Here is a 24,279-nt window from a genome sequence, read left to right on the forward strand (position 1 = left end):
ACCGTTTCCTCCTTTCGCCCCGATCGGTGTGCGGTTCACCGCCCCAACCCGACGCGCCCGCATCGGTAAGGTGCCATGCGTCACACCAGCCCGGAAAACCCCGTTTGTCGCAGGGCCTCATACAAGACGATGGCCGCCGCATTGGACAGGTTGAGAGAACGCAAGGAGGGACGCATCGGAATGCGGATGCACCACTCGGGATTCGCGTCCAGCAGCTCCTGCGGCAAACCAGCCGTCTCCTTCCCGAAGACAAGAAAATCGCCCGGTTGGTACCGGACATCGGTGTACCAGCAACGCGCGCGGGTGGTGGCAAAGAAATAACGCCCGCCCGGGTACTGGGCCTGCAGGGCGGCAAACGATTCGTGCACGTGCACGTCCACCTCCGACCAGTAATCCAGCCCCGCACGTCGGAGGTACCGGTCGTCGAGAGAGAACCCGAGCGGCTTAACGAGGTGCAGCGTGGCACCGGTCACCGCACAGGTGCGCGCAATGTTGCCGGTGTTGTACGGGATTTCCGGTTCGACAAGCACGATGTGAAACGGCATGGTCCTTCGCTCCACCGGATGCAAGTGTCGTTGCACGTCCCTCTGCTCATTATAGCACGGCACCGCAGGGGGCAATGCTCCCCTCCCCCGTGCGCGTCCCGGCCACCGGTGCACAAGAAAGAACCCCCTCGGTTGCATCGGCAACGAGGGGGGATCCCGGCCCCATCCCCATGCTCAGTTCGGAGGGGCGAAGGAATGCTGCATCGCGTACGCTCACCGTTTTTTCGATCAAGCCATATCGTTGCTCATTGTGGTTCGAGCCCGTCCATAAATAGCCATCCCTTCGCCCAGATACGGCCAAAAATTTCGCGTCAACCTTCCGCCTCGGTGCAGGGATGGCAGCATTCGCCATCGTCTATGGTTAGTGGAGAGGGGGGGAGGAGAACATTTGCGAGGACCGGCTCATCCAAGCAATCCTCAACGGCGACCGGGAGAAGTACGCTCTGTTGATCAACCGGTACCGAGATGAACTGTACCGACTCGTGTATGCCATCCTCCGCCATCCCGAGGATGCGGAAGATGTGCTGCAGGAAGCGTTTGTCCAAATTTTCCTCTCCCTTTCCCGTTACGAGGGCAGGGGGCTGAAAACATGGATGGCTCGCATCGCCGTAAACAAAGCGCTGGATTACAAGCGAAAACGATCACGAGGGAAGGAAGAGCAGCTCGCGGCGGAAGGTCGTGACGGTTTCGGGGAAGGGAGAGAGCCCGTCCGGGATGCCGTGGGGGAAAACGTGGCCACGCGGGAACAGGCCTCTCTGGTCCGCAAACGGGTCGAGGAACTCCCCGCGGCGTACCGGGATGTGATCAAGGCGTACTACTTCCAGGAGAAATCCTACAAGGAAATCGCCGAGGAGACGGGACTGGCCGTCAAGAGCGTGGAAGCCCGTTTGTACAGGGCGAAACAGTGGATACGCCGGCATTGGAAGGAGGAAGAGTTTTGGTAACGCACTTCTCCGCTGCAGCATGGAGGGAATATGTCCATGGCGAGCTTTCTGACGCAAGGCGGGACGAAATGGAACGGCACCTGTATAGTTGCGAACAGTGTCTGGAGCAGTTCATCTGCAGCGTAGAAGAATGGGAAGCGGAACTTCCCGGATTGCCTGCACCCCACCAACTGACACAACGCGTGATGCAGCGGATTGCACCGTGCCGATCGCGGTTTTGGGACCACGTTCTCATCCGGTATACCGTTGCGGCTTCCCTCACGCTCCTTTTGCTCGCTTCCGGCGTGTTTCAGGACCTGTTGGACGGTTCGGCCCAGTTAGCCCAATGGACGGCGACGGAAACGGGGGTTTCCCTGACCGACACCCTGATGGCGAAAATCGTCTCGCTGCTCGAGACATTCTCCCGCGTGCAGGACGTGAACTAACGGCGCAACGAACGGAAAGGGAGGTTACCGGATTTGAAGAAAAACGGTCTCATCGCCTTTTTGCTCGCCTTTATCCCCGGCGTGGGCCACGCGTATCTGAACCGGAAGGCACGGGCCGTGCTGTATGGGATCGGGTTTTTCGGGGTGCTGGGAGCGGGCCTTTTGCTGGCCGTGGCCACCAACATGGGCCAATTTTTCTTCCTGGGGGTTCTCGCCGCTTTCGTCCTGTATGCCGTCAACCTGCTGGACATGATCATCACGCTCCTCACCCGCCTGCCGTCGGCGCACGGACACGCACAGCAAGGGCCTGGCTCTTTCGACGCGGAAGAGCGGAGCACCGTCCTTCTCCTGTCATTGATACCCGGTCTCGGCCATCTTCAGATGGGACTGATGAACCGCGGCCTGACCTTGCTCGGCAGTTTTTTCGGGCTGATCACCATGGTGGTTTTCCTCGTCCTCGTGACGAAAAATCCGGTTTTTCTTGCGCTTCTGTGTTTGCTTACGGTGATCTGGCTGTTCGGATTGTTTGACGCTGTCCGGCTGTTGGACCAAAAAAGCCGCGGGGAGGCACTGGCGGACAAAAGCATTTTCGAGGAACTCGAAGCGTTTCGCGAAGAGGGACGGAAAAGTGGGATGGTGGCCACGTTATTGGCCGTGTTTCCCGGTGCCGGACACATGTACCTGGGGCAGCAGCGGCGCGGATTGCAGCTGATGGCGGCGTTTTTGGGCTCCCTCTACCTGTTGGACACGTTGCGGATCTCGCTCTTTCTGTTCCTCATTCCCTTGCTTTGGTTCTTCAGCTTTTTCGACGCACTGCAGCAAATCAGCAAATACCGCCGGCAAGTGCTGGACGATGTACCGGTCGTGAACGTTCTGGCCCACCATCAGAAATGGGTCGGCATCACCCTGCTGGCCCTCGGCCTGTTTTACCTGTTTGATCGCGTGGCCTTGCCTGTTCTGGAGCAGTGGTATCCCGATCTTCACCTGACGTATTGGTTTGAACACCATTTCCAAATCACGGTCGTCGCCTTGCTCCTGATCGGAGGCGGCATCCGGTTGCTCATTGGATCTCGCCAGAAAAAGGGGGAACCATCATGAGGGAACGATGGCGCGTCGGCACCCTTTCCCTGGGCCTTTCGTTCGTGGCCGTGGGCATCCTCATCCTGTTTGCGCAGGTTGCGGAAAAGGATATCGTGCGGGTCTTCCAACTCTGGTGGCCCCTCATCTTCGTCTTGCTCGGGCTGGAGATCCTGGGGTATCTGTTTCTTTCCAAACACGGGCAGCCCGTGATCCGCTACGATCTCTTCAGCTTGTTCCTGGTGGGGATCATCGGTTTCGCGGGCACGCTCCTGCTGCTTTTCGCCTCCACGGGATTGTTGGAGGAAATCCGGCAAGCCGTCACCCTGGTGGAGGTCAGCCGAGACGTCACACCCTTACAGAAAGACATTCCCGCTCGCGTTTCCCGGATCGTCCTGCTCAATCCCGAACACAATGCCATCCGCCTGGAAAAAGGCAAAACGAACGAGCTGCACCTCTTCGGAACCTGCACCACGCAGACGTTGCCGGAGGAAGCGACCGCCCCCGTGCGTGCAGAGGAAATCGTCTCCGTCCGAACCGTTGGCGACACGATGTACGTCACCATCCGAAGGCCTCCGGAAAAACAGGGGATTGTCCATCGCGCTTCCTTTTTGCGCATGACCGTTGTGGTTCCACAGCAGGTGAACGTGGAAGTGGATCCCCCCCTCGGCACCTAGAACGAAACCAAAAATCGCCGGTGAGGCGGGAAACCCTCGCCGGCACGAAAAGAGCCCCCGGCTGCCGGCATGGACCGCTCCGGGGGCTCGCGCCGTTGTCACCCCAACGGGTCAAACGGAAATGCGAAAGAAGGCATATTGGCATTGGGGCGTCCAGGCGTAGGAATCGCGATAATCCCAGTAGCGACGGCGGCTGTTCGTCGTGTGGGCATTGACGAGGGGCATCCCCTGCCTATCTTTGGCCACGACGATCGTCGTGTGGTTCCAGCGCCCGTCGCCCTCGAAGTCGTAACAGATGACGTCGCCGGGCAAAAGCTCCCGCGGCGTCTCCACGGCGATGCCGCGCAGGCCGCGGTGGCCGATGGGCAAATACCAGCGCAAGCTGTGGGACACGGCCCAGCTGTAACTCCACAGGTGCGCGCCGGTCCAGCGGTACCACCAGCCGGTGGCGCGGTTTCCCGTGTCGTGCATCGGCGCGCCGCCGGCCAGAAGGCACTGGGAGATGAAATTGGTGCAATCGTCGGCAAAACGGCGAAAGCGCGGGTTGTAGCCGTTCCACCACCGCTCGGCGTAGGCCACGGCCGCCGCGCGGTCGTACGTGGGCACGGAACGGCGCACCAGCGCCACAGGTGCCGCCATGGCACTGTCGTCCACGGCATGCACCGCACCGGGCGCGGGAGGGGCTCCTGCCCGCATCGTAGGCCTTCCGCGTCCCTCGATGTCCACCGCCTCATCGCGAACCACAACCCACCGCCTGCCCAGGCGGGCCAGGCGTACCGCTCGTTCCTCCACACCCTCCTCGACCCATTCCTCTCGCCCAGCCCGCCACACCAGCCGGCGAAGCAGGCGCGCCGTCACCGCCACCGTTTGCCCGGCTCCAGGGTGCACGCGCACCTGTACCGGCCATTCCCCACCGGCAACCGGCGCCAAATCCCGCTCCCGTCGCTGGGCGGCGATCCGCTCCCATCGCGCCTGCTCGCGCTGCCACACGATCGGATCCGCGTACAGCGGCTCAAGCGCGGCGCCCGAACCCGTCTGCCACGCCGCCGCGCGCGCCTGCACATAGGCATTCCACGCCTCTGCCCACCGCCTCATAACGGCCCTCCCTTTTCCCAAGCGCTCTGTTCAGCGACCCTCGGGATCAGCCTATGCAGAGGGGAGAGGCGCCGGAACCGTGTGGCAGCGGAAGCGCCCGGTTCGCTGCGGGCGTTTCTCGAAAGCCGGACGCAACCGGTTATTGGAACTCAATCGGGATGCGCCGGCCGCGGTCGGTTTTGGCTTTGGGCAGGCGAATCTCCAAAATGCCGTTCTTGTACGTGGCGCGGATATTTTCCTCCTGCACCGGCGCGGGCAAGGGGAGGGTACGGCTGAACCGGCCGTAAAACCGCTCTTGGCGGTACAGGTTGCGGTCCTCGGCCGTTTCGGTGTGGCGCCGGATCACTCCGGCGATGGTCAGCTGGTTGTTGTCCACCGTGATGGAGACATCGTCCTGCTGCGCCAGGCCAGGGAGTTCACACTGGACCACCACCGCGTCCGCCGTCTCGTAAACGTCGACGCGCGGCCCAACGGAGGTAAACATTTCCCGCCAAAACCCTTCGTCAAACAAGCGAACCAGTCCACGCCGCCAATCATCAATCTGCCGAAACGGTTCGTACGGCAACAACGCCATGGCTTGATCCCTCCGCATGGTGATGTTGGGGCAACCGGTGCCAACGTCTAGTTTTCGCACCGCGTCCCACGTCCATACACCTTCGGAAGACCCTTGATCCCATCCGGAGGGAAATCACGCGGCAGGCAAGGGCCACACCGGACAGCGCGTCCCTCCTCAGGCCCGCGCCGCCGCGCCGAGCGGCCATGCCCCTTCCCGCGCGAGGAGCCATTGCTTGCGCTCCAGTCCCGACGCATAGCCGACCAGAGACCCGTCGGCCCCCACCACACGGTGGCACGGTACGAAAATGGTGAGCGGGTTTGCACCCACCGCTTGGCCGACCGTCCGCACCGCCCGCGGGTGACCCAGGCGGCAGGCGACCTCACGATAGGATACGACATGGCCGTACGGAATGCGCATCAGCTCACGCCACACCCGCTGCTGAAAGGTGGTCCCGTGCAGCACGAGAGGCACATCAAACGCTTGCCGCTTCCCAGGGCAACATGGTTTGATTGTCCAGGCTCAAGGCTGAACAAGGTCTTCCTAATCGAGACCGATTCGGAACCGCTCCGCATCTTCATCGTGCCAGCGAGCTTCACGCTCATAATCCTCGGCAAGCTGACGCAAGATGGCAGCAATGCGGGGCCATCGGTCCTTGTAAGCATCAGCTTGCTCCCTGTACTTCTTCGCAAGCTCGCGTTCTTGCCTGCCTCCTTCTCCGGGTGTACGCCAAGTAACACCTCGACTGTTATGAACTGCTATACTCAACCCGCGTTCGACATGTTCGCTCTGCAACATTTCGAGCAAGTCTCGGACTTCGATGCACGGCCAGTGCCCGTCTGGGTCCGGCGGCGCATAGGCCAACACCTGACCAATGTGCTCTTCACCGACTTCTCTCCTGTCCACTTCGGTCAATAATTGAATGGCTTTCGAAACCCATTTCCGAAGTACTTCCGCATCTACTCGCCCATCGCTACGTAGACCAGGCATGATTGACCAGCTTGAGAGGAGTCTGTAACCGTTTTCCGCCATGCGTTTCTTTTCTTCTGAGGGTTGGCCTTCTTCGTCCTTGGACCTCGGACGGTATACCAAAGAGACCACCTCAACGAAGAAACTCGGATCCGTAGCCAAGAGCCGGTGTAGCGTGTCCACCTTTGGCTTATGCCCAAGAACCGAGAGAAATGCCCATTCCAGCCTAGCGATACGCTCCCAACCTAGCTCACTCTTGTGACGCTCGAGGTACTCAAATGCATACTGAAAATCATGAACGGACAAGCTCCGGAATTCGGGATCGGCTTCGCCTGCCCGGAGCAGACCTTCGAGGACACGAATGATAAGCTCACCCCAACGGTGCGTGTCACCTTCAACATCAATGTAGGGCAGGATCAGTTGCAGCGCAGCTGCGTTACGGCCCACGGCCATGAGAGCGTTTGCAGCGTAGTCGACTTCTGTGAAGTGAAGACCAAGCCCGAAGTACCTGAAGTGCTGCCAGAAAGCGCGGGCTACGTCGTCGCCTAGCTCGGCGGCTACTACCCAAGCTCTTGGGAAGTCCCTGGTTGCCTCAAGGAGGCGGCCACGCTGAATGGAGTTAAGATCTGACTCGGATTTGAGCACGCCTTCGAGCCAGGCCCACCCGTGTTCTCGAAACCGCGTGGCCGCGAAAGCCAAGGCAAGGACAACATCGCTGGAATCACCAGGTCCAATCATTCGGAGCACTTCGCGCTCGTACTTCTCACTAAGAGCCTCGGCCAATGCGACGCCAACGACCCAAGGATTTGCGGATTCCGCGGCTAAGCGTCTAATGACATGAAGACCACCGGAGGCCTCGATTTCGACAATTGCTTCTTTCCGTCGTTCCTGCACCGTAGCTTCATATGAAGCGTAGTCATCTCTACGGATGGGAATTCCGAGATCAGGACAGTGGTCCTTGAACAGCCAGAGATACCGCGCGAAGGGGTCCCTCGGTGCCAAAGCTCGCTCAATTTTTTCAAGCTCGTTAAGTTCTTCAGAAGGCAGTGCCCAATTGGCATCGGGGAACCGGCGATGTCGTGCAATCAGTCTTCTAAGCGTTTCCCAAAGTGTAGTTCGTTGTTGATCTGACAGCTCGCCGGTGTCCACACGCTTGGCAAGCTCTGAACGCACACGCACCCAATCGTTCGGCGGCAGGTCCTCCGACCGTTCCAGAAGATCGCTCCATCTCACTGGAGATGTGCCTGCATCCTGGATTAGACGAGAGACTACCTCGGACACGAAGGAGAAGTACTCTCGGTTGGTAACTTTTGCTTCAACCATCTTCCAGTCACGGTAACGGGGTTCGTCGGTGGGTAAATGAGACTGGTGAGTTTCCGGAAGGATGTCAAGACCAAGGCGCCAAGCAATTTCGGGATGGCGTTGACGTAGTGCATCAAAGACCACGAGGCGTGTTTTCGAACCTACCGAGGTCTCAGGATGCCAGGGACAGTAGATATCAACCAGACTTTGGATAGATCGGTTGGTCAGGCGCCCTCCGGGATCGATTTCGGCCAACCGTGCAAGAAGATCCACCGCCTGCCCGAAGTGATCAGGTGACCATGCGACGCGCTCCAGAGCCCTGAGAAGAGCAGTATGGGGTGAACTGGGACCAAACAGTCCTCCCTCGTCCCTATCCGAAAAAAGGCCTACAAGCAACGGAGGATCACCTTGCAGTCCGGCTCGGACTTCGACCAGAAAGGCGTCTGGATCTGCCTCCGCTAAGAGCGGGAGGACATCCGACAACGAGGACCAGTACCGGCAAGTAGGGTCCCCGTTGGCTCGGTGGAGGAGTTCACTGACGAGGAAAGAGGCCACGTCAGTGCCAGTACTCCCTCCTCCGACATCGACCTGGTCACCGTAGATACCAAGTAACGCAAGAGATGTGGCCAGACCCTGTCTGAGGTCAGCCGAATAGGTACGTACCTTACCTTGGAATGACGCCTTCCACCGATCCTTTGGTGCAAACTCGAGAGATGGGTCCAGTTCGCCGAGTACCTCAAGGACAACCTCTTTGAAACGCTCAAGATCGTCCGGTTGAATCTGGGTACGGAGAAGCCGCCATGCGTCATGTGGTGAAACGAGGCACCAAGTTCCATGGACTAGAGCTAGGAGTGGATCTTCCTGGGACTTGAGGCGTAACAACTCTTCCCGTAGGGCTTCATAGTTGAGCCCTGTCAGCTTTGCCAAGGCGGCTTGGTCACCTTTCGAGCAATCACTCCAACGGCCAGCGAGGAGAACCCTTCGAATCATACGATCCACATGAGGCCGAGCCCAAGGAGGAGTGAGTAACTCTCGCTTGTTGGCCAACGTTCTCCGAAGGGCAAGAAGACTGAGCCGGGCAAGACGGCCTCCTTCGTTGGCCTTCTTTTCTGGGAGTCCCGCAGCACGTAGGGCTGCAGCCGCCTCGTCGGGATCAATTGGTGGTAGGATAATGTCAGCATTCGACGCACCGATCACCGGAATGATGAAATGGTGCAAACTCCGTGAAGGGATCTCTTGGACCAACTCTTCTAGGAGGGGGACTAGGATCAACGCGTTAGGTTGTTCGATAAGTCTCCTCCACACAACCGCATCCTTAACAAACAGAACACGTGGAAGCACATAGCCCTCACCAGAAATCGGGTCGCCATGTGAGACGGCCGCAACGAACGCAAGGATCTCTTCAAGGCTCCCGCCAGAAATAGTCGTCACCTGAGGACTCGCGGCTAACCGGGCTCTCAGTTGTTTAACGGCATCGCCACGGCCCGCGAGCACGAATTCTGGAGTGATAACCGGAGTCGTAGCCGTGGACCAATTCTGCCACCACCCCTCCGCCGACTGAAGTCCGTGAGGTCTTAAGCCAAGATGTTCTGATAGCCATACGTGGGTAGCTGGCGCCTGTTCAAGCCACATTTCTATGTCGTTGACATCCAACGCCCTGACCTCTTTCCAACGACCCTCGCTCGAGCGCTGGGTTGCCCACTCTTCCCTTCTGTTCCACTGTCTAAGGGTTACAGCGACATACGTGCACTCGGTAGTGGGCGTCCCATCTGGCGTGTTAACCCGTTTCTCGTAATCACGATCAGCCTTTGCCCGAGGTTTCTTTTCAACAGATAGTTCCCATAACGACAAGCCTTCCGGTATGAATGGCGTGGCCCGGGTAGCGCGAACTATTCCGTCCCAACCACCGGTTCGAACACCCTCTCCCGCAGGAAAGATAATATGGGCGATTCCAGCACCTGTTTCCAAGATCAGCCGCCTAATCAGGCGGGGAAATTCGGAACTGGCTTCAACCGTGTCAGCCCAGAGGAGTAAGTCTTTTCGGGTGGCCAAACCGGAGCGACTCATGACTACCCTCCCTCCAGTTAGAGTAACAGATTCTACACTTAACCCTAGCTAACTGGTCATCTCTCGTCCGCACCCAGGTCTGGTTAGGCGCCACCTATCCAGGGTGGGTGGACGGTGCGTCCCTCCTCAAACCCGCGCCGCTGCGTCGAGCGGCCATGCCCCTTCCCGCGCAAGGAGCCATTGCTTGCGCTCCAGTCCCGACGCATAGCCAACCAGAGACCCGTCGGCCCCCACCACACGGTGGCACGGCACGAAAATGGTGAGCGGGTTTGCGCCCACCGCTTGGCCGACCGCCCGCACCGCCCGCGGGTGACCCAGGCGGCAGGCGACCTCACGATAGGATACGACATGGCCGTACGGAATGCGCATCAGCTCACGCCACACCCGCTGCTGAAAGGTGGTCCCGTACAGGACGAGGGGTACGTCAAATGTCCGCCTCAATCCATCAAAATATTCGCGCAACTGTGCAATAGCCGCGGCATGAAACGGCGCATCCGTCCACACCGGTTGGCCGATCCACCGTTTGGCATGGCGAACAAAGGCCGCCTTTGCCGTTTCGAGATCGGCAAAGTCGACCCAGCACACCCCCTCGGCTGTGGCCAGCACGGTAAGGGGACCGAGCGGGCTTTCCCACTGCACCACAGACACCCGAACGCTCATCGGTTTCTCCTCCCCTTTCGATCCTCTCACCGGGCGGTTCCCCACGGTTCCCCATCTTCCGCGGCATCCCGGGTGGCGCCGCGCCCTTTCCCCGAGTCAACACCCCCCAGTCGCTCAAGGGCACGTCGCAGCTCGAGGCGCACCTCCTCGTCCCGCTCCCGCGCTGCGAGCGCCGCCAGCGCTTCCTTCAACCGATCCCGCGTCACCCCGCCGGCCGACGCGCCGATCTTGCCCAACGCCCATGCTGCCGCGCCACGAATGACCGGCCGCTCATCCCGCTCCGCCAAGGCCAGCAGCTCGGGAATGGCTGAGGCATCGCGAAAATGGGCCAGGGCCAAAATGGCGTTGCGCTGGATGGGCTTCTTCCCGCGCCAGGCCGCGGAACTGCGACCGAAGCGCTGCTGGAACGCCTTCTTGCCCATGGAGAGAAGCGGCTTCAAGAGCGGTTTGGCCACTTCCGGGTCGGGGCGAAATTCGGGATGGTGGTCGGCGTGTTTCTTGCGGTTGTGCGGGCACACTACCTGACATGTGTCACAGCCGTACAGGCGGTTGCCCAGCTTGTCGCGGAAGGCCTCGGGAATGGGCGTCTTCACCTGAGTGAGATACGCCAGGCATGCCTGGCTGTTAAGCTGGCCGGGCCCCACCAGCGCGCCGGTCGGGCAGGCATCCAGGCAGGCAGTGCAGTCGCCGCACTGTTCGGTGACAGGCGTATCAGGCGGGAAGGGCAGGTTCGTCACCAACTCGCCAAGGTACACCCACGAGCCGAACTCCGGGGTGATGAGGGCCGTGTTCTTGCCCACCCAGCCAAGGCCTGCCCGCTCGGCAACGGCGCGGTCGACCAGGGGCCCGGTATCTACCATGGCCACGCACTGTGCGTCGGGGACGCGAGCGCGAATGTAGCCGGCCAACCGGTCGAGCCGCTCGCGCAGCACGACGTGGTAATCCTCCCCCCACGCCGCCCGGCACAGGATACCCCGGTAGGCCCCCGGCGCCGATTTCGGCGGATTTTCCATCCGCGACGGGTAGGCCATGGCCACGGCGATGAGGGAGCGGGCACCCGGCAGTGACCGCGACGGGTCGGTGCGCTTGTCGAGATCGGGCTCCTCGAAGCCCGACTCATACCCCTTGCGCCGATGCTCGACCAGGCGCGCCTTCAGTTCGACAAAGGGATCCGCCGTCGCGAAGCCGATCTTGTCGATGCCGATGGATTTGGCGTACGCGATCACGTCCGCTTTGAGCGCCTGCCAGTCCATGGTGCGCCCTCCTTTCGCCAGGGCTTGTCCCGCCGCGGTTACGACGGCGAGCCGGCGGGCCTGCCGAAATCACCCCCTCAGCGCTTACGCGGAATGGCCGCCACAGCCAGCGCGTCACAGCGGTTGTTGAGCGGATCGTCGGCGTGGCCCTTCACCTTCACAAAGGTGACGTCATGCTTGCGCGCAAGGGCCAGCAGGGCCTCCCACAGGTCCCGGTTCTCCACCGGCTCGCCCTTGCTGTTCTTCCACCCGTTCTGCTGCCAGCGGTCGAACCAGCGTTGCCGAAAGCAGTTGACCAGGTAAGCGCTGTCGCTGTACAGCGTCACCTTGCACGGTTCCTTGAGCACACGCAACGCCTCGATGGCCGCCGTCAGCTCCATACGCTGGTTGGTGGTGTGCTCGCTGGATCCCCACAGCTCCTTCCGCCGTCCCTTATAAAGCAGAATGGCCGCCCATCCCCCCGGGCCGGGGTTGCCCGAGCAGGCCCCGTCGGTGTAGATCGTCACCTCTTTCACCGGTTCTCCGTCTCCTTTCCCGCGACCGGTTGGCCAACGCCCAGCCGGGCCTCCTCGCCGCGCGGCCGTCGCGTCATCGCCCTCCGCCACAGGGCACCGGTCGCCCCTGCTTCACCTTCAGTGTGCGCAAGCGATTCACCGCGGCGGCCACCTCGAAACGCCGCGGCAGGGCGAGGTCACCAGGATGCTGGCCAACGAATGGCGAGATGGCGTCCAGTCCCTTGTCGGCGATGAGGGCAAACACCTCGTCGAGGAGCTCGGCCAGGGTTTTCCTCCCGTCGGCGCCGACCTTGTCCATCCAGCGCAGAATGTAGGCGATGGCGCGGGTCTGGCTCGCGTCGACCAGCTGCTCGACAGCGGACAGGTCGATCGTTGTCGTTCCGTAGAGAATCGTATGTAGGCCCTTGGCCTCCACCTTTTCCTTTTTCCCGCGATGGGCGTCGAAGGACGTCGGCAGGACGACACGCGGCGTGAGCGGGCCGAAGCGCTCGCCGCCTTCCGGGCGGCGGGCGGTACGCATTTCCCGGGCAATACGCTTGGCCTCCTCCGTCGCGTCGTGGGCGGTGTACTCGTCCATCCGAATGACCGTGTCCGCCACGTCGAAGTAGTCGCCCGACCCGCCGACGACCAAAATCGCCGACACCCCGCAGGTGTCGAACAGCGGGCGAACGGTGTCGACAAAGGGTGTGATCGGCTCCTTCTCCTTGGCCACCAGCGCCTGCATGCGCGCATCGCGGATCATGAAGTTCGTCGCGCTGGTGTCCTCGTCGATGAGCAGCACCCGCGCCCCCGCCTCTAGGGCCTCGAGGATGTTCGCCGCCTGCGAAGTGCTGCCCGAGGCGTCCTCGGTGCAGAAATTCGTCGTGTCCTTGCCGAAGGGCAGATTGTGAATGAAGGGCGACAGGTCGACGCCGACCACGCTCCGGCCGTCCTCGGCCCGGATCTTCACCGCCGTCTCATCGGTGATGACGTACTCCCGCCCGTCACCGGGGATGTGGTTGTACACCCCGCGCTCCAGCGCCTGCAAGAGGGTGCTTTTCCCGTGGTAACCGCCCCCGACGATGAGCGTCACCCCGCGGGGGATGGCCATGCCGCGCAAGGGTTTGTCCCGATGGGGCACGGGAATCTCCACGGCGAGGGACGGCGGCGAGACAAAGGGGATCACTCCCGATCCTTTCATCGGCTTGTCGCTGACGCCGCTTTCCCGCGGCAGGATGGCGCCGTCGGCGACAAAGGCCACATAGCCGTGTTCGCGCAAAAACCGGCGAATGGCTGCCTGCTGGTCCGAAAGCTCCAGGTGGCGACGCAGCGCCTCCTCGTCCCGTTCCAGCACACCCCGCCGTACGAGGGCCGGAATGTCCTCGGTAAACATCTCCAGCGCCTCGCGCCCCAGCACGGTGCGCCCGCGGGCCGGCAGCCCCACCGAGAGGCGCAACTCCACCGCCTCATCCGTGACCACAACCGCCGTGCGCGGCAGCACCTCCTGCCCCGGGGCATCGATGGCAATGAGGCCGCTCTTTCCCGTTCCCCGCCGCTGGGCGAGGCGACCGATGGCCCGGTGCACACTGCGCGCCAGGAAATCTTCCAGCGCCGTCTTCCGCCACGGCGTGGCGAAGGTCTCGCGGGCAATCCCCGTGCGCGCCAGGGGAATGCGCACGCGGATCCGCGACGGTGGGGCGAAGGGATCCCCCTGAACGTGGTCGACAGACAGGGTGAACCCGTCGCCACGGTAGGTGCCTTGCAGCTCCTTGTACGCTTTGTAGCCGCGTCCGTCGATGCGTTTTAGGATCGCCCTGAGCCGTTCCACCGCCTTCGCCTCCATGCGTGTGATGCTCTCGATTCTTGTTCCATGCCGCTATTTTCCCATGCCGCCGCCCGCAAAATCAAGGCGCGAAGCCCGACACGACGAAACAAAAAAACCACGGACACATCGCCCGTGGCCGTGACGGCATTCCGCTCCTCCCGGCACCGGCTCTCAACCGGCGCGCCGGCACCGAATCCGCTTCACCACGTCCGCGATCCCTTCCGAGACGGGCGGCGCCCGGTGACCAACCAGGCGTGAAGCAGCCCTTCCACCAGTCCCATCACCAACGTGGCACCTCCCGCGCGCAGGGGGGAACCCTGTCCGGCCGTGCGCAGGGTCGCATACATGAACGGAAGACCCATGGCCAATCCCCGGCCGTTCCCGTAGCGCCGGACAATGAGGCGATCGGCCACCACGCCGACGAGGGCGAGGAACATGCCCACCTGGAACGGGCCGCGCAACCCCCATAGGCGGAGAATGAGCGGGAACAGCACCAGTTTCGCCAGGGCGTTCAAGCGCCCCACCTCCTTACCCGGTGGTGTCCCCTTTAGTGTGGCTCAGTGCCGCCGCCGGTACTCCACGAACCAGTAATCGTAGGGGTTTTGCGCGTCCTTCGGGCCCTTCTCCCTGGCGACCACCGCCCACTCCGCCGCATCGACGGGCGGAAAAACGGCATCGCCGTCCACATCGATCTCGATGTGGGTCAGGTGCATCCGTTCCGCCAGCGGCAGGAACTGGCGAAACACCGTCGCTCCCCCGATCACATACAGGTCATCCCCACCGAACCGCGCCAGCGCCTCGTCTACGGAGTGGACGACTCGAACCCCCTCGGGCCGCCAGCTGCGCCGACGCGTGAGGACGACGTTCACGCGGTTGGGGAGGGGGCGCCCGATGGCCTCGAAGGTTTTCCGCCCCATCAGCACGACCTTCCCCGTCGTCAGGCGGCGGAAACGGGCGAGATCGGCCGGCAGATGCCACGGCAGGCCGCCCGCTTTGCCAATGACGCGGTTTCTCCCCATGGCCGCTACCAGAACGATCACATCCACCCTCCCCTCTCCGTATCCCATCCTCGCGCCGCGACGCTTGGGGTTTGCCGCGATCTATAGTATAAAAAAGTATAAAAAGAAAAAAACGATGGACAAGGAGGGACCCCGTTGCAGCTGGTCATCGATGCCGAACTGAAGAACCGCTTGCCCGGTCTGCGCCTGCTTGTCACCTGGGTGGACGAGGCCCACATCACGCCCACGCCGCCGGCGCTTCGCGGGCGCATCGAGCTGTTCCACGAGCACCTGCGCCTCACCTATGAAAACACCGGCGGACTGGAACGCAATGCCGGCGTGCGGGCTTGGCGCGACGCCTTTCGGGCCCTGGGCATCGACCCGGCTCGCTACCGCCCGTCGGCCGAAGCCCTGTTGCGCCGCATCCTCCAGCGCAAGCCGCTCGGGTGGATCAACGCCGCCGTCGACCTGAACAATTTCCTGTCCATCCAGTATGGCCTTCCCTGCGGCATCTACAACCGCGACGCCATTGTTGGTGACGTGGTCCTGCGCCTCGGTCGCGCCGAGGAACGCTACCTCGGCCTCAATGGCCGCGAGAACAGCTGCGCCGGCAAACCCGTCCTCGCCGATGCCGCCGGGCCCTTTGGCAGCCCCATCGTGGATGCCGAGCGAACCAAGGTGCAGGAGGGCACCCACCATCTTCTCCACGTGGCCTACCTTCCCCCCGGCTTTCCCGAAGCGGACATCGCGCGCGCCCGCGAGGAGGCGGCCGACCTGTTTGCCAAGGTGACGGGAGCCGCCGCCGTCCGTCAAGACTTTATCGCATGACCGATGATCCGCCCGTCACCGTGTTGGCCCCACCGTCACAAGCCGACCGGTTCTCCTTGTTGCGCCAGCAGGGCCAGGTACGCATCGCGCACCTTTTGCCAGTCTTCCCACGCTTCGCGTTTCTTGGCCGGATTCCGAAGCAGGTAGGCCGGGTGGTATGTCGGCATGATGCGCACGCCCTTGCGCTCCCACCACTGGCCACGAACCTGGGTGATGCGCGCATTCTTGTCCAAAATCGCGCGGGTGGGCGCGGCGCCGAGGAGCACCAGAATCTTAGGACGGATCAGCTTGAACTGCTCGCGCAAGATGGCGATGCACGTCATCATCTCGTCGTATTCAGGCGTCCGGTTGCCGGGCGGCCGGCACTTGACAATGTTCGTAATGTAGATGGCCTCGCGCCGGATCCCGGCTGCTTCGAGAATGCGGTTCAAAAGCTGCCCGGCCTTGCCGACAAAGGGACGCCCCATCTCGTCTTCGGTTGCCCCCGGTCCTTCCCCAACGATCATGAGGGGGGAACGCGGGTTGCCTTCCCCAAATACCACCTGCGTGCGGTTCTGACAAAGGCGGCACGCCGTACAGTCCAGGACCTGGGCGCGCAGTTCGTCGAGGGTTGCAACCGGCCGAAGTTGCATGCCCATGCCTCCCTTCCGCTCCTCATTGTAGCGGAAACTCGGGCATTGGGCATTAGGCCAAAGAGTCAGACCGGGAGCACGTCCCAACCCGACGCGCATACCGCAGCGGCGTAAACACGGCCTCTACGGAAACGCCCAGCGCGCTGGCGATCTGCTTGGCCCGCTCGGCGCTGACGCTGCGCTCACCCCGTTCAATTTGCGAATAGTACCCCGGCGGAATGCCCAGCTTCGCCGCAACCTCCTCCACTGTAAGGCCCCGCGCTTCACGCGCCTGACGAAGCAAGCTCTTCATCCGCTCTCCTCCAAATCCGGAACACCCTTCATTTCTGCCCTCATCATACCCTGCATTATGCATGGTGTCAATTCAATTTGCAAAGAATCAATCAACAACCGGCGCGTCGGCCGGTTGACCCTTTGCATTCTGCAAACTATGATGAAGGCAGAAAGGAGGGGAGGAAATGATTGGGGAACGCTTGCGCCGCCTGCGCAAAAAACACGGCTGGACCGCAAAGGAAGTCGGCCGGCGCTTGGGAATCGCGGAATCGACCGTTTCGGGTTACGAAAACGGTCACCGGTCCCCTCCGCTTGATCTGCTGGTCCGCTTTGCCGATCTGTACGGCGTCTCCACCGATTACCTTCTCGGCCGCACCGACCACCCCGCTTTCTTCGGCCGGACCGAAACGGACAGCCGGGTGGTCCCGGAAACCTTGTGGGGCATCATGCGCGAGTCGCTGCCCAATGAAGAGGCCGCCTTTTTGTACGAGTTTCTACAGGCACCCCCCGCGAAGCGGCGCCAGGTAATGCGGTACTGGCGCTTTCTGCAGTTTGAGGAGGAAAACCCGTAACCCCCGTCCTCCGAGGAAGATGTTCGCCGCAGCCAAAAACAAAAAACGCGGTCCTTCGTCCCTCCGGAGCGAAAGACCGCGTTGCGCCTGCGCACCAATGGAGCGGGTGAAGGGAATCGAACCCTCGCGTCCGGCTTGGAAGGCCGGTGTTCTACCACTGAACTACACCCGCTTATGCTGCTTCTTATTATACGGAGTCCACCCCGGACATGCAACGGCAATCTTCGCCGATTTTCGCCAACGCTCGCTTTCTGGCCCCCACCCGTTGGCCATGGTAGAATAAAGAAAGTAATCGTGCAATATAAGGAGGGAAGCGTCATGCTCTTTACCCTGGGCTGCTTGCTGGCCTTAGTGGCGTTCATCCTGATCGTTGTCGGCGTGCTGCCGCGCCCCACGCACAACATGAAACCCCAGTACTCGTTGGCCGTGCTCGGCCTGCTGGTCGGTGCCGTCTCGGCCGCCCTGATCTTCATGGATTTATAAGTTCGATACGATCCCCGAGGCAACGCCCTCGCCGTCGCGGCGGGGGCGTTTGTCGTGCCGACCGCGAACCCCGCGCCCTTCGGCTGCATAGAGTATCCCAGAATTGGGCTCACGCCCGGTGCAAGGCATTCTGACTCGGAAGGGGTTGTAAGCCAATGTGCGGGATTGCCGGATGGGTGGATTGGGAACGCGACCTGCGCCATCAGCAGCAGGTGCTCCGCGCGATGGCCGACGCGCTGGCGCACCGTGGGCCTGACGCGGAAGGTACCTGGGTGTCGGCGCGGGCGGGGCTGGTTCACCGCCGCCTGATTGTGATCGACCCGGAAGGCGGCGTCCAACCCATGGTCCGCACGAAAGGGAAACAGGCCTTTGTCCTCGTCTATAACGGCGAGTTGTACAACACTGCCGAGCTGCAGCATGAACTCACCGCCCGCGGCCATCGGTTTCTCACCCGCTCGGACACCGAAGCGTTGCTCCTCTCGTACCTGGAGTGGGGACCGGCGTGCGTGGAGCGGCTGAATGGCATGTTCGCCTTCGCCATCTGGGATGTTGCCAAGGAGGAACTGTTTCTGGCGCGCGACCGGCTGGGGGTTAAGCCCCTTTTCTTTGCCCAGCGCGGTTCGGCGTTCCTCTTTGCCTCCGAATTGAAAAGCCTGCTCGCCCACCCCGCCGTCGAACCGGAAATTGACGCCGAAGGACTGGCCGAAATCTTTGTCATGGGGCCGTCCCGGACGCCCGGCCACGGTGTATTTCGCCACGTGCGGGAATTGAAACCCGGCTGGCAGATGATCGTCTCGCGCCACCGCGTCCTTGAGCGCCCGTATTGGCAATTGGAGAGCGCGCCGCACCCGGACGATTTCCCGACCACCGTCGCGCGCGTCCGGGAACTGGTGCAGGACGCGGTTGAGCGTCAGCTGATCTCCGACGTGCCAATCTGCACGCTGCTGTCGGGCGGCCTCGACTCCAGCACCATCACTGCCTTTGCCGCAGGGGCCCTCACGCGGGATGGCCGCGGTCCTTTGCATACCTGGTCCATCGACTACGTGGACAACGACCGCTATTTCCGCCCCACCGCGTTCCAACCCAATCCCGACGCCCCCTGGGTGACGCGCGTGTCCAATGCGCTGGGCACGGTTCACCACACGGTCTTCATCGATACTCCCGACCTTGTTGCCGCCCTGCGGGATGCTGTCGTCGCCCGCGATCTGCCCGGAATGGCCGACGTCGACGCGTCGCTCTTGCTTTTCAGCCGGGCAATCAAGGAGAAAGCCACCGTGGGGCTCTCCGGCGAATGCGCCGACGAGGTATTCGGCGGATACCCGTGGTTCTATCGCGAGGAGACGCAACGCGCCAAAACCTTCCCGTGGATGCGGAATCTCCCCGCACGCATCCGTCTCTTTTCCAGGGAACTGGTCGATCTGGTCCAACCGGAAACCTACCTGGACCGCCGCTATCAGGAAGCCCTCGACGAAGTCCCGCGTCTCCCCGGTGAACCGCCGCAGGACGCCAAGGTGCGCGAACTGTTTTACCTGAATCTCACGCGCTGGATGCCTACGCTCCTCGACCGCAAAGACCGCATGAGCATGGCGGCGGGGCTGGAGCTGCGCGTGCCCTTCTGCGACCACCGCATTGTGGAGTACCTGTGGAACGTCCCCTGGGCGATGAAGTTCTATCAGCAGCGGGAAAAGGGACTCCTCCGCCATGCCTTAGCGGGCGTGTTGCCCGCCAACGTGTTGTGGCGCAAGAAAAGCCCGTATCCGAAAACGTACCACCCGCTCTACTGGGAAACCGTGAAGCGACTGGTCCTTTCCATCCTGGAGGATCCCACGTCGCCGCTGCGCCCCTTCGTCAACGCCACGGCGATACGGGAATGGGCCGAGCAAGATCCATCCGCACCGGAGGTGCCTTTGTTCGGCCAGCTCATGGGACGGCCGCAATTTTTCGCCTACCTCGTGCAGGTGGACCACTGGATGCGCACGTACAACGTCCGGGTCGTATAAGCGGGGACGGCACGCCGTTGGTCCGCTGGTAGGCGCATAGCCGAACGGCACCCTCGTGGACAAAAGCAAAAAACCCTTAGGATCCGCTTCCCGATGGATCCTAAGGGTTTTCGGCTATGTAGCGTGGTGCCGGTGAAGGGACTCGAACCCCCACTCCCGCAAGGGAACGCGATTTTGAGTCGCGCGCGTCTGCCAATTCCGCCACACCGGCACAAACAAATGGTGTGCCCGGAGAGACTCGAACTCCCGACCTTCTGATTCGTAGTCAGACGCTCTATCCAGCTGAGCTACGGGCACACAATCCAGCTTGTACATCCGTCATGCGTTCCGCATGGTGCCGAGGGCCGGACTTGAACCGGCACGGTTCATGTGAACCCCAGGATTTTAAGTCCTGTGCGTCTGCCAATTCCGCCACCCCGGCATAAGAAAAAGTGGAGGAGGCACCCAGATTCGAACTGGGGATCAGGGATTTGCAGTCCCTTGCCTTACCACTTGGCTATGCCTCCTCACTCGGATATGGAGCGGAAGACGGGACTCGAACCCGCGACCCCCGCCTTGGCAAGGCGGTGCTCTACCACTGAGCTACTTCCGCATGTTGAGAGAAGAAGGAAAAGTGGAGAATGGCTGGGGTGGTAGGATTCGAACCTACGCATCACGGAGTCAAAGTCCGTTGCCTTACCGCTTGGCTACACCCCAACGGAGAGAAACGAAGGAATGGGGCGACTAGTGGGACTCGAACCCACGAATGCCGGAGCCACAATCCGGTGCGTTAACCACTTCGCCATAGTCGCCACGTTTGGCAGGGGCGGCAGGAATCGAACCCACACTAGCGGTTTTGGAGACCGCCGTTCTACCATTAAACTACGCCCCTGTATCTCTCTTTCTCTTTAAAGAACCGGTTCGTATCGAACCGGGTTGTCTACACATGGTGCCGGCGAGAGGACTCGAACCTCCAACCTCCTGATTACAAGTCAGTTGCTCTACCAATTGAGCTACACCGGCATCCGATGACGTCGATTATTTTAACACACCAACGTGAATTTGTCAAGATTTCAGGTTGAAAACAAGGAAGAAGTGGCGGAGCCGACGGGACTCGAACCCGCGACCTCCGGTGTGACAGACCGGCGTGAACTCCAGCTTCACCACGGCTCCGCATTGGTTGCGGGGGCAGGATTTGAACCTGCGACCTTCGGGTTATGAGCCCGACGAGCTACCTGGCTGCTCCACCCCGCGTCGTTTCCCCTCAAGAAGCAGGAGCAAAATGGCGGAGAGGGTGGGATTCGAACCCACGAGGCGAGTGATCCCGCCTACACGCTCTCCAGGCGTGCGCCTTCGACCTCTCGGCCACCTCTCCGCGTGGCTCCGCAGGCAGGATTCGAACCTGCAACCTACCGGTTAACAGCCGGCCGCTCTACCGTTGAGCTACTGCGGAATGATTCCGTGCCTGGCAACGACCTACTCTCCCAGGGGCTCGCGCCCCAAGTACCATCGGCGCTGGAGAGCTTAACTTCCGTGTTCGGGATGGGAACGGGTGTGTCCCCTCCGCTATCGTCACCAGACACGGGATGGATTGTAGCACAAGGTTGGTAGGAAACGCAAGGGGTTTGGGGTGCGGTTGCACCCTGAAAACCGGACCGCGGGGGTGATGGGGAGTGGGTTAAGCCCTCGACCGATTCGGACCCGTCGGCTGAACGCGTTGCCGCGCTTACACCTCGGGCCGATCGACCTCGTCATCTCCGAGGGGTCTTACCCGGTTAACCCGGTGGGAAATCTGATCTTGAGGGGGGCTTCGCGCTTAGATGCTTTCAGCGCTTATCCCGGCCGCACATGGCTACCCAGCGGTGCCCCTGGCGGGACAACTGGTACACCAGCGGTGCGTCCACCCCGGTCCTCTCGTACTAGGGGCAGCTCCTCTCAGATTTCCTGCGCCCGCGACAGATAGGGACCGAACTGTCTCACGACGTTCTGAACCCAGCTCACGTGCCGCTTTAATGGGCGAACAGCCCAACCCTTGGGACCGACTTCAGCCCCAGGATGCGACGAGCCGACATCGAGGTGCCAAACCTCCCCGTCGATGTGGACTCTTGGGGGAGATCAGCCTGTTATCCCCGGGGTAGCTTTTATCCGTTGAGCGATGGCCCTTCCACGCGGGACCACCGGATCACTAAGCCCGACTTTCGTCCCTGCTCGACCTGTCGGTCTTGCAGTCAGGCTCCCTTCTGCCTTTGCACTCGACGCGCGATTTCCGACCGCGCTGAGGGAACCTTTGGGCGCCTCCGTTACCGTTTAGGAGGCGACCGCCCCAGTCAAACTGCCCGCCTGACACTGTTCCCCGACCGGGTGACGGTCGCGGGTTAGAATTTCGGTACGGCCAGGGTGGTATCCCACCGGCGCCTCCGCCAGGCCTGGCGGCCTGGGTTCGCAGGCTCCCACCTATCCTGTACAGGCCGCACCAAAATTCAATATCAGGCTGCAGTAAAGCTCCACGGGGTCTTTCCGTCTAGTCGCGGGTAACCTGCATCTTCACAGGTACTACGATTTCACCGGATCCCTCGCCGAGACAGTGCCCAAGTCGTTACGCCTTTCGTGCGGGTCGGAACTTACCCGACAAGGAATTTCGCTACCTTAGGACCGTTATAGTTACGGCCGCCGTTTACTGGGGCTTCGGTTCAGGGCTTCGCGCCGAAAGGCGCTCACCCTTCCCCTTAACCTTCCAGCACCGGGCAGGCGTCAGCCCCTATACATCGCCTTACGGCTTCGCAGAGACCTGTGTTTGTGATAAACAGTCGCTTGGGCCTTTTCACTGCGGCCTCCTCGGGCTCATCACCCTACCGAGGCGCCCCTTCTCCCGAAGTTACGGGGCCATTTTGCCGAGTTCCTTAGCGAGGGTTCTTCCGCGCGCCTGAGGATTCTCTCCCTGCCTACCTGTGTCGGTTTGCGGTACGGGCACCTCGCTCCATCGCTAGAGGCTTTTCTTGGCAGTGTGGGATCAGGGACTTCGGGTACTGGATTTCCCCTCGCCGTCACGGCTCAGCCTTGGTGGCAGACGGATTTGCCTATCTGCCGGCCTAACCGCTTGGACGCGCACTTCCAGTCGCGCGCTCCCCTACCCTCCTGCGTCCCCCCATCGCTCAAGCGGAGCGGAGGTGGTACGGGAATATCAACCCGTTGTCCATCGCCTACGCCTTTCGGCCTCGGCTTAGGTCCCGACTAACCCTGAGCGGACGAGCCTTCCTCAGGAATCCTTAGGCTTCCGGCGGACGGGATTCTCACCCGTCTTATCGCTACTCACACCGGCATTCTCACTTCCGCCCGCTCCAGCCGTCCTCACGGTCGGCCTTCGGCGCTGGGCGGAACGCTCCCCTACCGCGCCGCTCCGTGCGGAGCGGCACCCGCAGCTTCGGCGGCGCGCTTAGCCCCGGTACATTTTCGGCGCAGCGTCACTCGACCAGTGAGCTATTACGCACTCTTTAAATGATGGCTGCTTCTAAGCCAACATCCTGGTTGTCTTCGCAACGCCACATCCTTTCCCACTTAGCGCGCACTTGGGGGCCTTAGCTGGCGGTCTGGGCTGTTCCCCTCTCGACCACGGACCTTAGCGCTCGTAGTCTGACTCCCGGGATTCGAGTGGCCGGCATTCGGAGTTTGACTGAGTTCGGTAACCCGGTGAGGGCCCCTAGCCCAATCAGTGCTCTACCTCCGGCACTCACATCCCGAGGCTAGCCCTAAAGCTATTTCGGGGAGAACCAGCTATCTCCGGGTTCGATTGGCATTTCACCCCTACCCACACCTCATCCGATGGTTTTTCAACACCAACCGGTTCGGGCCTCCGTCGGGCATTACCCCGACTTCACCCTGGGCATGGGTAGATCACCCGGTTTCGGGTCTACGGCCGCGTACTGAAGCGCCCTGTTCGGACTCGCTTTCGCTACGGCTCCGGCTCACCAGCCTTAACCTCGCACGCGACCGTAACTCGCCGGTTCATTCTACAAAAGGCACGCCGTCACGCTTGCCCTTGCGGGCATAGCGCTCCGACTGCTTGTAGGCACACGGTTTCAGGTTCTCTTTCACTCCCCTCCCGGGGTGCTTTTCACCTTTCCCTCACGGTACTGGTGCGCTATCGGTCGCCAGGGAGTATTTAGCCTTGGGAGGTGGTCCTCCCGGATTCCCACGGGATTTCCCGTGTCCCGTGGTACTCGGGGTCCGCCTCGGGAGAGGCGACGGTTTCGGTTACGCGGCTGTCACGCTCTCTGGCGGGCCTTTCCAGACCTCTTCACCTACCATCGCCTTTTGTCACTCCCATGTGAGGCGCCCCACGACCCCGGAAGGCAACGCCTTCCGGTTTAGGCTCTTCCCCGTTCGCTCGCCGCTACTAAGGGAATCGCGGTTGCTTTCTTTTCCTCGGGGTACTAAGATGTTTCAGTTCCCCCGGTGTGCCCTCCCGGAGGCTATGGATTCACCTCCGGGATACCGCCCCATTCCGGGCGGTGGGTTACCCCATTCGGGAATCCCCGGATCGACGCCTGCTTACGGCTCCCCGGGGCGTATCGCCGTTTGCCGCGCCCTTCATCGGCTCCTGGCGCCGAGGCATCCACCGTGCGCCCTTT

At 61.7% G+C, this 24,279-nt stretch carries 21 protein-coding genes, 14 tRNA genes and 2 rRNA genes (1 of these 37 cut by a window edge); 8 read left to right on the forward strand and 29 right to left on the reverse strand.

What is annotated here, in order from left to right; translation table 11 throughout:
• Window positions 1-80: 80 nt before the first annotated feature.
• Window positions 81-545, reverse strand: a complete 465-nt coding sequence (gene trmL / locus ACYQ0Z_RS11960; RefSeq protein ID WP_459868554.1) for a tRNA (uridine(34)/cytosine(34)/5-carboxymethylaminomethyluridine(34)-2'-O)-methyltransferase TrmL — start codon at window positions 543-545, stop codon at window positions 81-83.
• A 404-nt stretch (window positions 546-949) separates the two neighbouring features.
• Here trmL and ACYQ0Z_RS11965 point away from each other — a divergent pair, with 404 nt between their 5' ends.
• Genes ACYQ0Z_RS11965 through ACYQ0Z_RS11980 form a run of 4 tightly spaced genes read left to right on the forward strand, consistent with a single transcriptional unit; the run spans window position 950 to window position 3,668 of the window.
• A complete protein-coding gene (locus tag ACYQ0Z_RS11965; RefSeq protein WP_459868945.1) occupies window positions 950-1,489 on the forward strand; it encodes an RNA polymerase sigma factor in 540 nt (179 codons plus the stop codon).
• The gene (locus ACYQ0Z_RS11970) at window positions 1,483-1,914 is read left to right on the forward strand and encodes an anti-sigma factor family protein (RefSeq protein WP_459868557.1); all 432 of its coding nucleotides are present in this window, start codon (window positions 1,483-1,485) and stop codon (window positions 1,912-1,914) included. The genes ACYQ0Z_RS11965 and ACYQ0Z_RS11970 overlap by 7 nt, the downstream gene beginning before the upstream one ends.
• A 33-nt stretch (window positions 1,915-1,947) precedes the next feature.
• Complete coding sequence (locus ACYQ0Z_RS11975) at window positions 1,948-3,012, forward strand: hypothetical protein (protein WP_459868560.1); 1,065 nt, start codon at window positions 1,948-1,950, stop codon at window positions 3,010-3,012.
• Window positions 3,009-3,668, forward strand: a complete 660-nt coding sequence (locus tag ACYQ0Z_RS11980; protein ID WP_459868563.1) for a hypothetical protein — start codon at window positions 3,009-3,011, stop codon at window positions 3,666-3,668. The genes ACYQ0Z_RS11975 and ACYQ0Z_RS11980 overlap by 4 nt, the downstream gene beginning before the upstream one ends.
• Before the next feature lie 111 nt (window positions 3,669-3,779).
• On the opposite strand, the gene ACYQ0Z_RS11985 is transcribed toward ACYQ0Z_RS11980, so the two are convergent.
• The 10 genes from ACYQ0Z_RS11985 to ACYQ0Z_RS12030 all read right to left on the reverse strand — a co-directional run bounded on the left by ACYQ0Z_RS11985 (window position 3,780) and on the right by ACYQ0Z_RS12030 (window position 14,932).
• Window positions 3,780-4,763 carry an amidase domain-containing protein gene (locus tag ACYQ0Z_RS11985; RefSeq protein ID WP_459868566.1) on the reverse strand — a complete coding sequence of 328 codons (984 nt, stop codon included), beginning with the start codon at window positions 4,761-4,763 and terminating at the stop codon, window positions 3,780-3,782.
• Window positions 4,764-4,902: 139 nt separating this feature from the next.
• Window positions 4,903-5,337: an Hsp20/alpha crystallin family protein gene (locus ACYQ0Z_RS11990; protein ID WP_459868569.1), complete on the reverse strand. Its 435-nt coding sequence runs from the start codon at window positions 5,335-5,337 to the stop codon at window positions 4,903-4,905.
• Between the two features lie 156 nt (window positions 5,338-5,493).
• Window positions 5,494-5,790: a methylated-DNA--[protein]-cysteine S-methyltransferase gene (locus ACYQ0Z_RS11995; RefSeq protein WP_459868572.1), complete on the reverse strand. Its 297-nt coding sequence runs from the start codon at window positions 5,788-5,790 to the stop codon at window positions 5,494-5,496.
• 69 nt (window positions 5,791-5,859) lie between these two features.
• On the reverse strand, window positions 5,860-9,240 hold the full coding sequence (locus tag ACYQ0Z_RS12000; protein ID WP_459868575.1) for a hypothetical protein: 3,381 nt from the start codon (window positions 9,238-9,240) through the stop codon (window positions 5,860-5,862).
• A 540-nt stretch (window positions 9,241-9,780) separates the two neighbouring features.
• The gene (locus tag ACYQ0Z_RS12005; protein WP_459868578.1) at window positions 9,781-10,314 is read right to left on the reverse strand and encodes a methylated-DNA--[protein]-cysteine S-methyltransferase; all 534 of its coding nucleotides are present in this window, start codon (window positions 10,312-10,314) and stop codon (window positions 9,781-9,783) included.
• A gap of 26 nt (window positions 10,315-10,340) precedes the next feature.
• Window positions 10,341-11,567, reverse strand: coding sequence for a tRNA epoxyqueuosine(34) reductase QueG (gene queG, locus ACYQ0Z_RS12010; RefSeq protein WP_459868581.1), 1,227 nt, complete (start codon window positions 11,565-11,567; stop codon window positions 10,341-10,343).
• Window positions 11,568-11,644: 77 nt separating this feature from the next.
• Window positions 11,645-12,082 (reverse strand): ribonuclease HI, encoded by a 438-nt coding sequence (gene rnhA / locus ACYQ0Z_RS12015; protein WP_459868584.1) that lies wholly within the window; start codon window positions 12,080-12,082, stop codon window positions 11,645-11,647.
• Between the two features lie 73 nt (window positions 12,083-12,155).
• Entirely contained in the window at window positions 12,156-13,889 is a 1,734-nt protein-coding gene (locus ACYQ0Z_RS12020) for an ABC-ATPase domain-containing protein (RefSeq protein WP_459868587.1), read from the reverse strand.
• Window positions 13,890-14,086: 197 nt separating this feature from the next.
• Complete coding sequence (locus ACYQ0Z_RS12025) at window positions 14,087-14,401, reverse strand: hypothetical protein (protein ID WP_459868590.1); 315 nt, start codon at window positions 14,399-14,401, stop codon at window positions 14,087-14,089.
• A 42-nt stretch (window positions 14,402-14,443) separates the two neighbouring features.
• Window positions 14,444-14,932 (reverse strand): dihydrofolate reductase, encoded by a 489-nt coding sequence (locus ACYQ0Z_RS12030; protein ID WP_459868593.1) that lies wholly within the window; start codon window positions 14,930-14,932, stop codon window positions 14,444-14,446.
• A gap of 108 nt (window positions 14,933-15,040) precedes the next feature.
• Between ACYQ0Z_RS12030 and ACYQ0Z_RS12035 the strand changes: the two genes are divergently transcribed.
• Window positions 15,041-15,712 carry a B3/B4 domain-containing protein gene (locus ACYQ0Z_RS12035; RefSeq protein WP_459868596.1) on the forward strand — a complete coding sequence of 224 codons (672 nt, stop codon included), beginning with the start codon at window positions 15,041-15,043 and terminating at the stop codon, window positions 15,710-15,712.
• Between the two features lie 35 nt (window positions 15,713-15,747).
• On the opposite strand, the gene ACYQ0Z_RS12040 is transcribed toward ACYQ0Z_RS12035, so the two are convergent.
• The gene (locus ACYQ0Z_RS12040) at window positions 15,748-16,344 is read right to left on the reverse strand and encodes a uracil-DNA glycosylase (RefSeq protein ID WP_459868600.1); all 597 of its coding nucleotides are present in this window, start codon (window positions 16,342-16,344) and stop codon (window positions 15,748-15,750) included.
• Window positions 16,345-16,396: 52 nt separating this feature from the next.
• Window positions 16,397-16,636, reverse strand: coding sequence for a helix-turn-helix transcriptional regulator (locus ACYQ0Z_RS12045; protein WP_459868603.1), 240 nt, complete (start codon window positions 16,634-16,636; stop codon window positions 16,397-16,399).
• 166 nt (window positions 16,637-16,802) lie between these two features.
• On the opposite strand from ACYQ0Z_RS12045, the gene ACYQ0Z_RS12050 reads away from it, so the two are divergent.
• Window positions 16,803-17,189 carry a helix-turn-helix domain-containing protein gene (locus tag ACYQ0Z_RS12050; RefSeq protein WP_459868606.1) on the forward strand — a complete coding sequence of 129 codons (387 nt, stop codon included), beginning with the start codon at window positions 16,803-16,805 and terminating at the stop codon, window positions 17,187-17,189.
• 98 nt (window positions 17,190-17,287) lie between these two features.
• Here ACYQ0Z_RS12050 and ACYQ0Z_RS12055 read toward each other — a convergent pair.
• Window positions 17,288-17,361 (reverse strand) — tRNA-Gly (locus ACYQ0Z_RS12055).
• Window positions 17,362-17,507: 146 nt separating this feature from the next.
• Between ACYQ0Z_RS12055 and ACYQ0Z_RS12060 the strand changes: the two genes are divergently transcribed.
• Window positions 17,508-17,672, forward strand: coding sequence for a hypothetical protein (locus ACYQ0Z_RS12060; RefSeq protein ID WP_459868609.1), 165 nt, complete (start codon window positions 17,508-17,510; stop codon window positions 17,670-17,672).
• A 155-nt stretch (window positions 17,673-17,827) separates the two neighbouring features.
• Entirely contained in the window at window positions 17,828-19,672 is a 1,845-nt protein-coding gene (asnB, locus tag ACYQ0Z_RS12065; RefSeq protein WP_459868612.1) for an asparagine synthase (glutamine-hydrolyzing), read from the forward strand.
• Between the two features lie 124 nt (window positions 19,673-19,796).
• On the opposite strand, the gene ACYQ0Z_RS12070 is transcribed toward asnB, so the two are convergent.
• From ACYQ0Z_RS12070 to ACYQ0Z_RS12140, 15 genes are all read right to left on the reverse strand, one after another.
• Window positions 19,797-19,883, reverse strand: a tRNA-Leu gene (locus ACYQ0Z_RS12070).
• Window positions 19,884-19,892: 9 nt separating this feature from the next.
• A tRNA-Arg gene (locus ACYQ0Z_RS12075) sits at window positions 19,893-19,969 on the reverse strand.
• Window positions 19,970-20,004: 35 nt separating this feature from the next.
• A tRNA-Leu gene (locus ACYQ0Z_RS12080) sits at window positions 20,005-20,093 on the reverse strand.
• A gap of 11 nt (window positions 20,094-20,104) precedes the next feature.
• Window positions 20,105-20,178 (reverse strand) — tRNA-Cys (locus tag ACYQ0Z_RS12085).
• An 11-nt stretch (window positions 20,179-20,189) separates the two neighbouring features.
• Window positions 20,190-20,264: transfer RNA gene (locus tag ACYQ0Z_RS12090), tRNA-Gly, on the reverse strand.
• 29 nt (window positions 20,265-20,293) lie between these two features.
• Window positions 20,294-20,368, reverse strand: a tRNA-Gln gene (locus tag ACYQ0Z_RS12095).
• Between the two features lie 19 nt (window positions 20,369-20,387).
• Window positions 20,388-20,463, reverse strand: a tRNA-His gene (locus tag ACYQ0Z_RS12100).
• Between the two features lie 6 nt (window positions 20,464-20,469).
• Window positions 20,470-20,543: transfer RNA gene (locus ACYQ0Z_RS12105), tRNA-Trp, on the reverse strand.
• Window positions 20,544-20,598: 55 nt separating this feature from the next.
• A tRNA-Thr gene (locus ACYQ0Z_RS12110) sits at window positions 20,599-20,674 on the reverse strand.
• Window positions 20,675-20,747: 73 nt separating this feature from the next.
• Window positions 20,748-20,824, reverse strand: a tRNA-Asp gene (locus tag ACYQ0Z_RS12115).
• A gap of 4 nt (window positions 20,825-20,828) precedes the next feature.
• A tRNA-Met gene (locus ACYQ0Z_RS12120) sits at window positions 20,829-20,905 on the reverse strand.
• 29 nt (window positions 20,906-20,934) lie between these two features.
• Window positions 20,935-21,026: transfer RNA gene (locus ACYQ0Z_RS12125), tRNA-Ser, on the reverse strand.
• 3 nt (window positions 21,027-21,029) lie between these two features.
• Window positions 21,030-21,104 (reverse strand) — tRNA-Asn (locus ACYQ0Z_RS12130).
• A gap of 10 nt (window positions 21,105-21,114) precedes the next feature.
• Window positions 21,115-21,231: ribosomal RNA gene (gene rrf / locus ACYQ0Z_RS12135) — 5S ribosomal RNA — on the reverse strand.
• Between the two features lie 94 nt (window positions 21,232-21,325).
• Window positions 21,326-24,279, reverse strand: a 23S ribosomal RNA gene (locus tag ACYQ0Z_RS12140); it runs 11 nt beyond the window's last position.

Source organism: Calditerricola yamamurae, assembly GCF_054654135.1.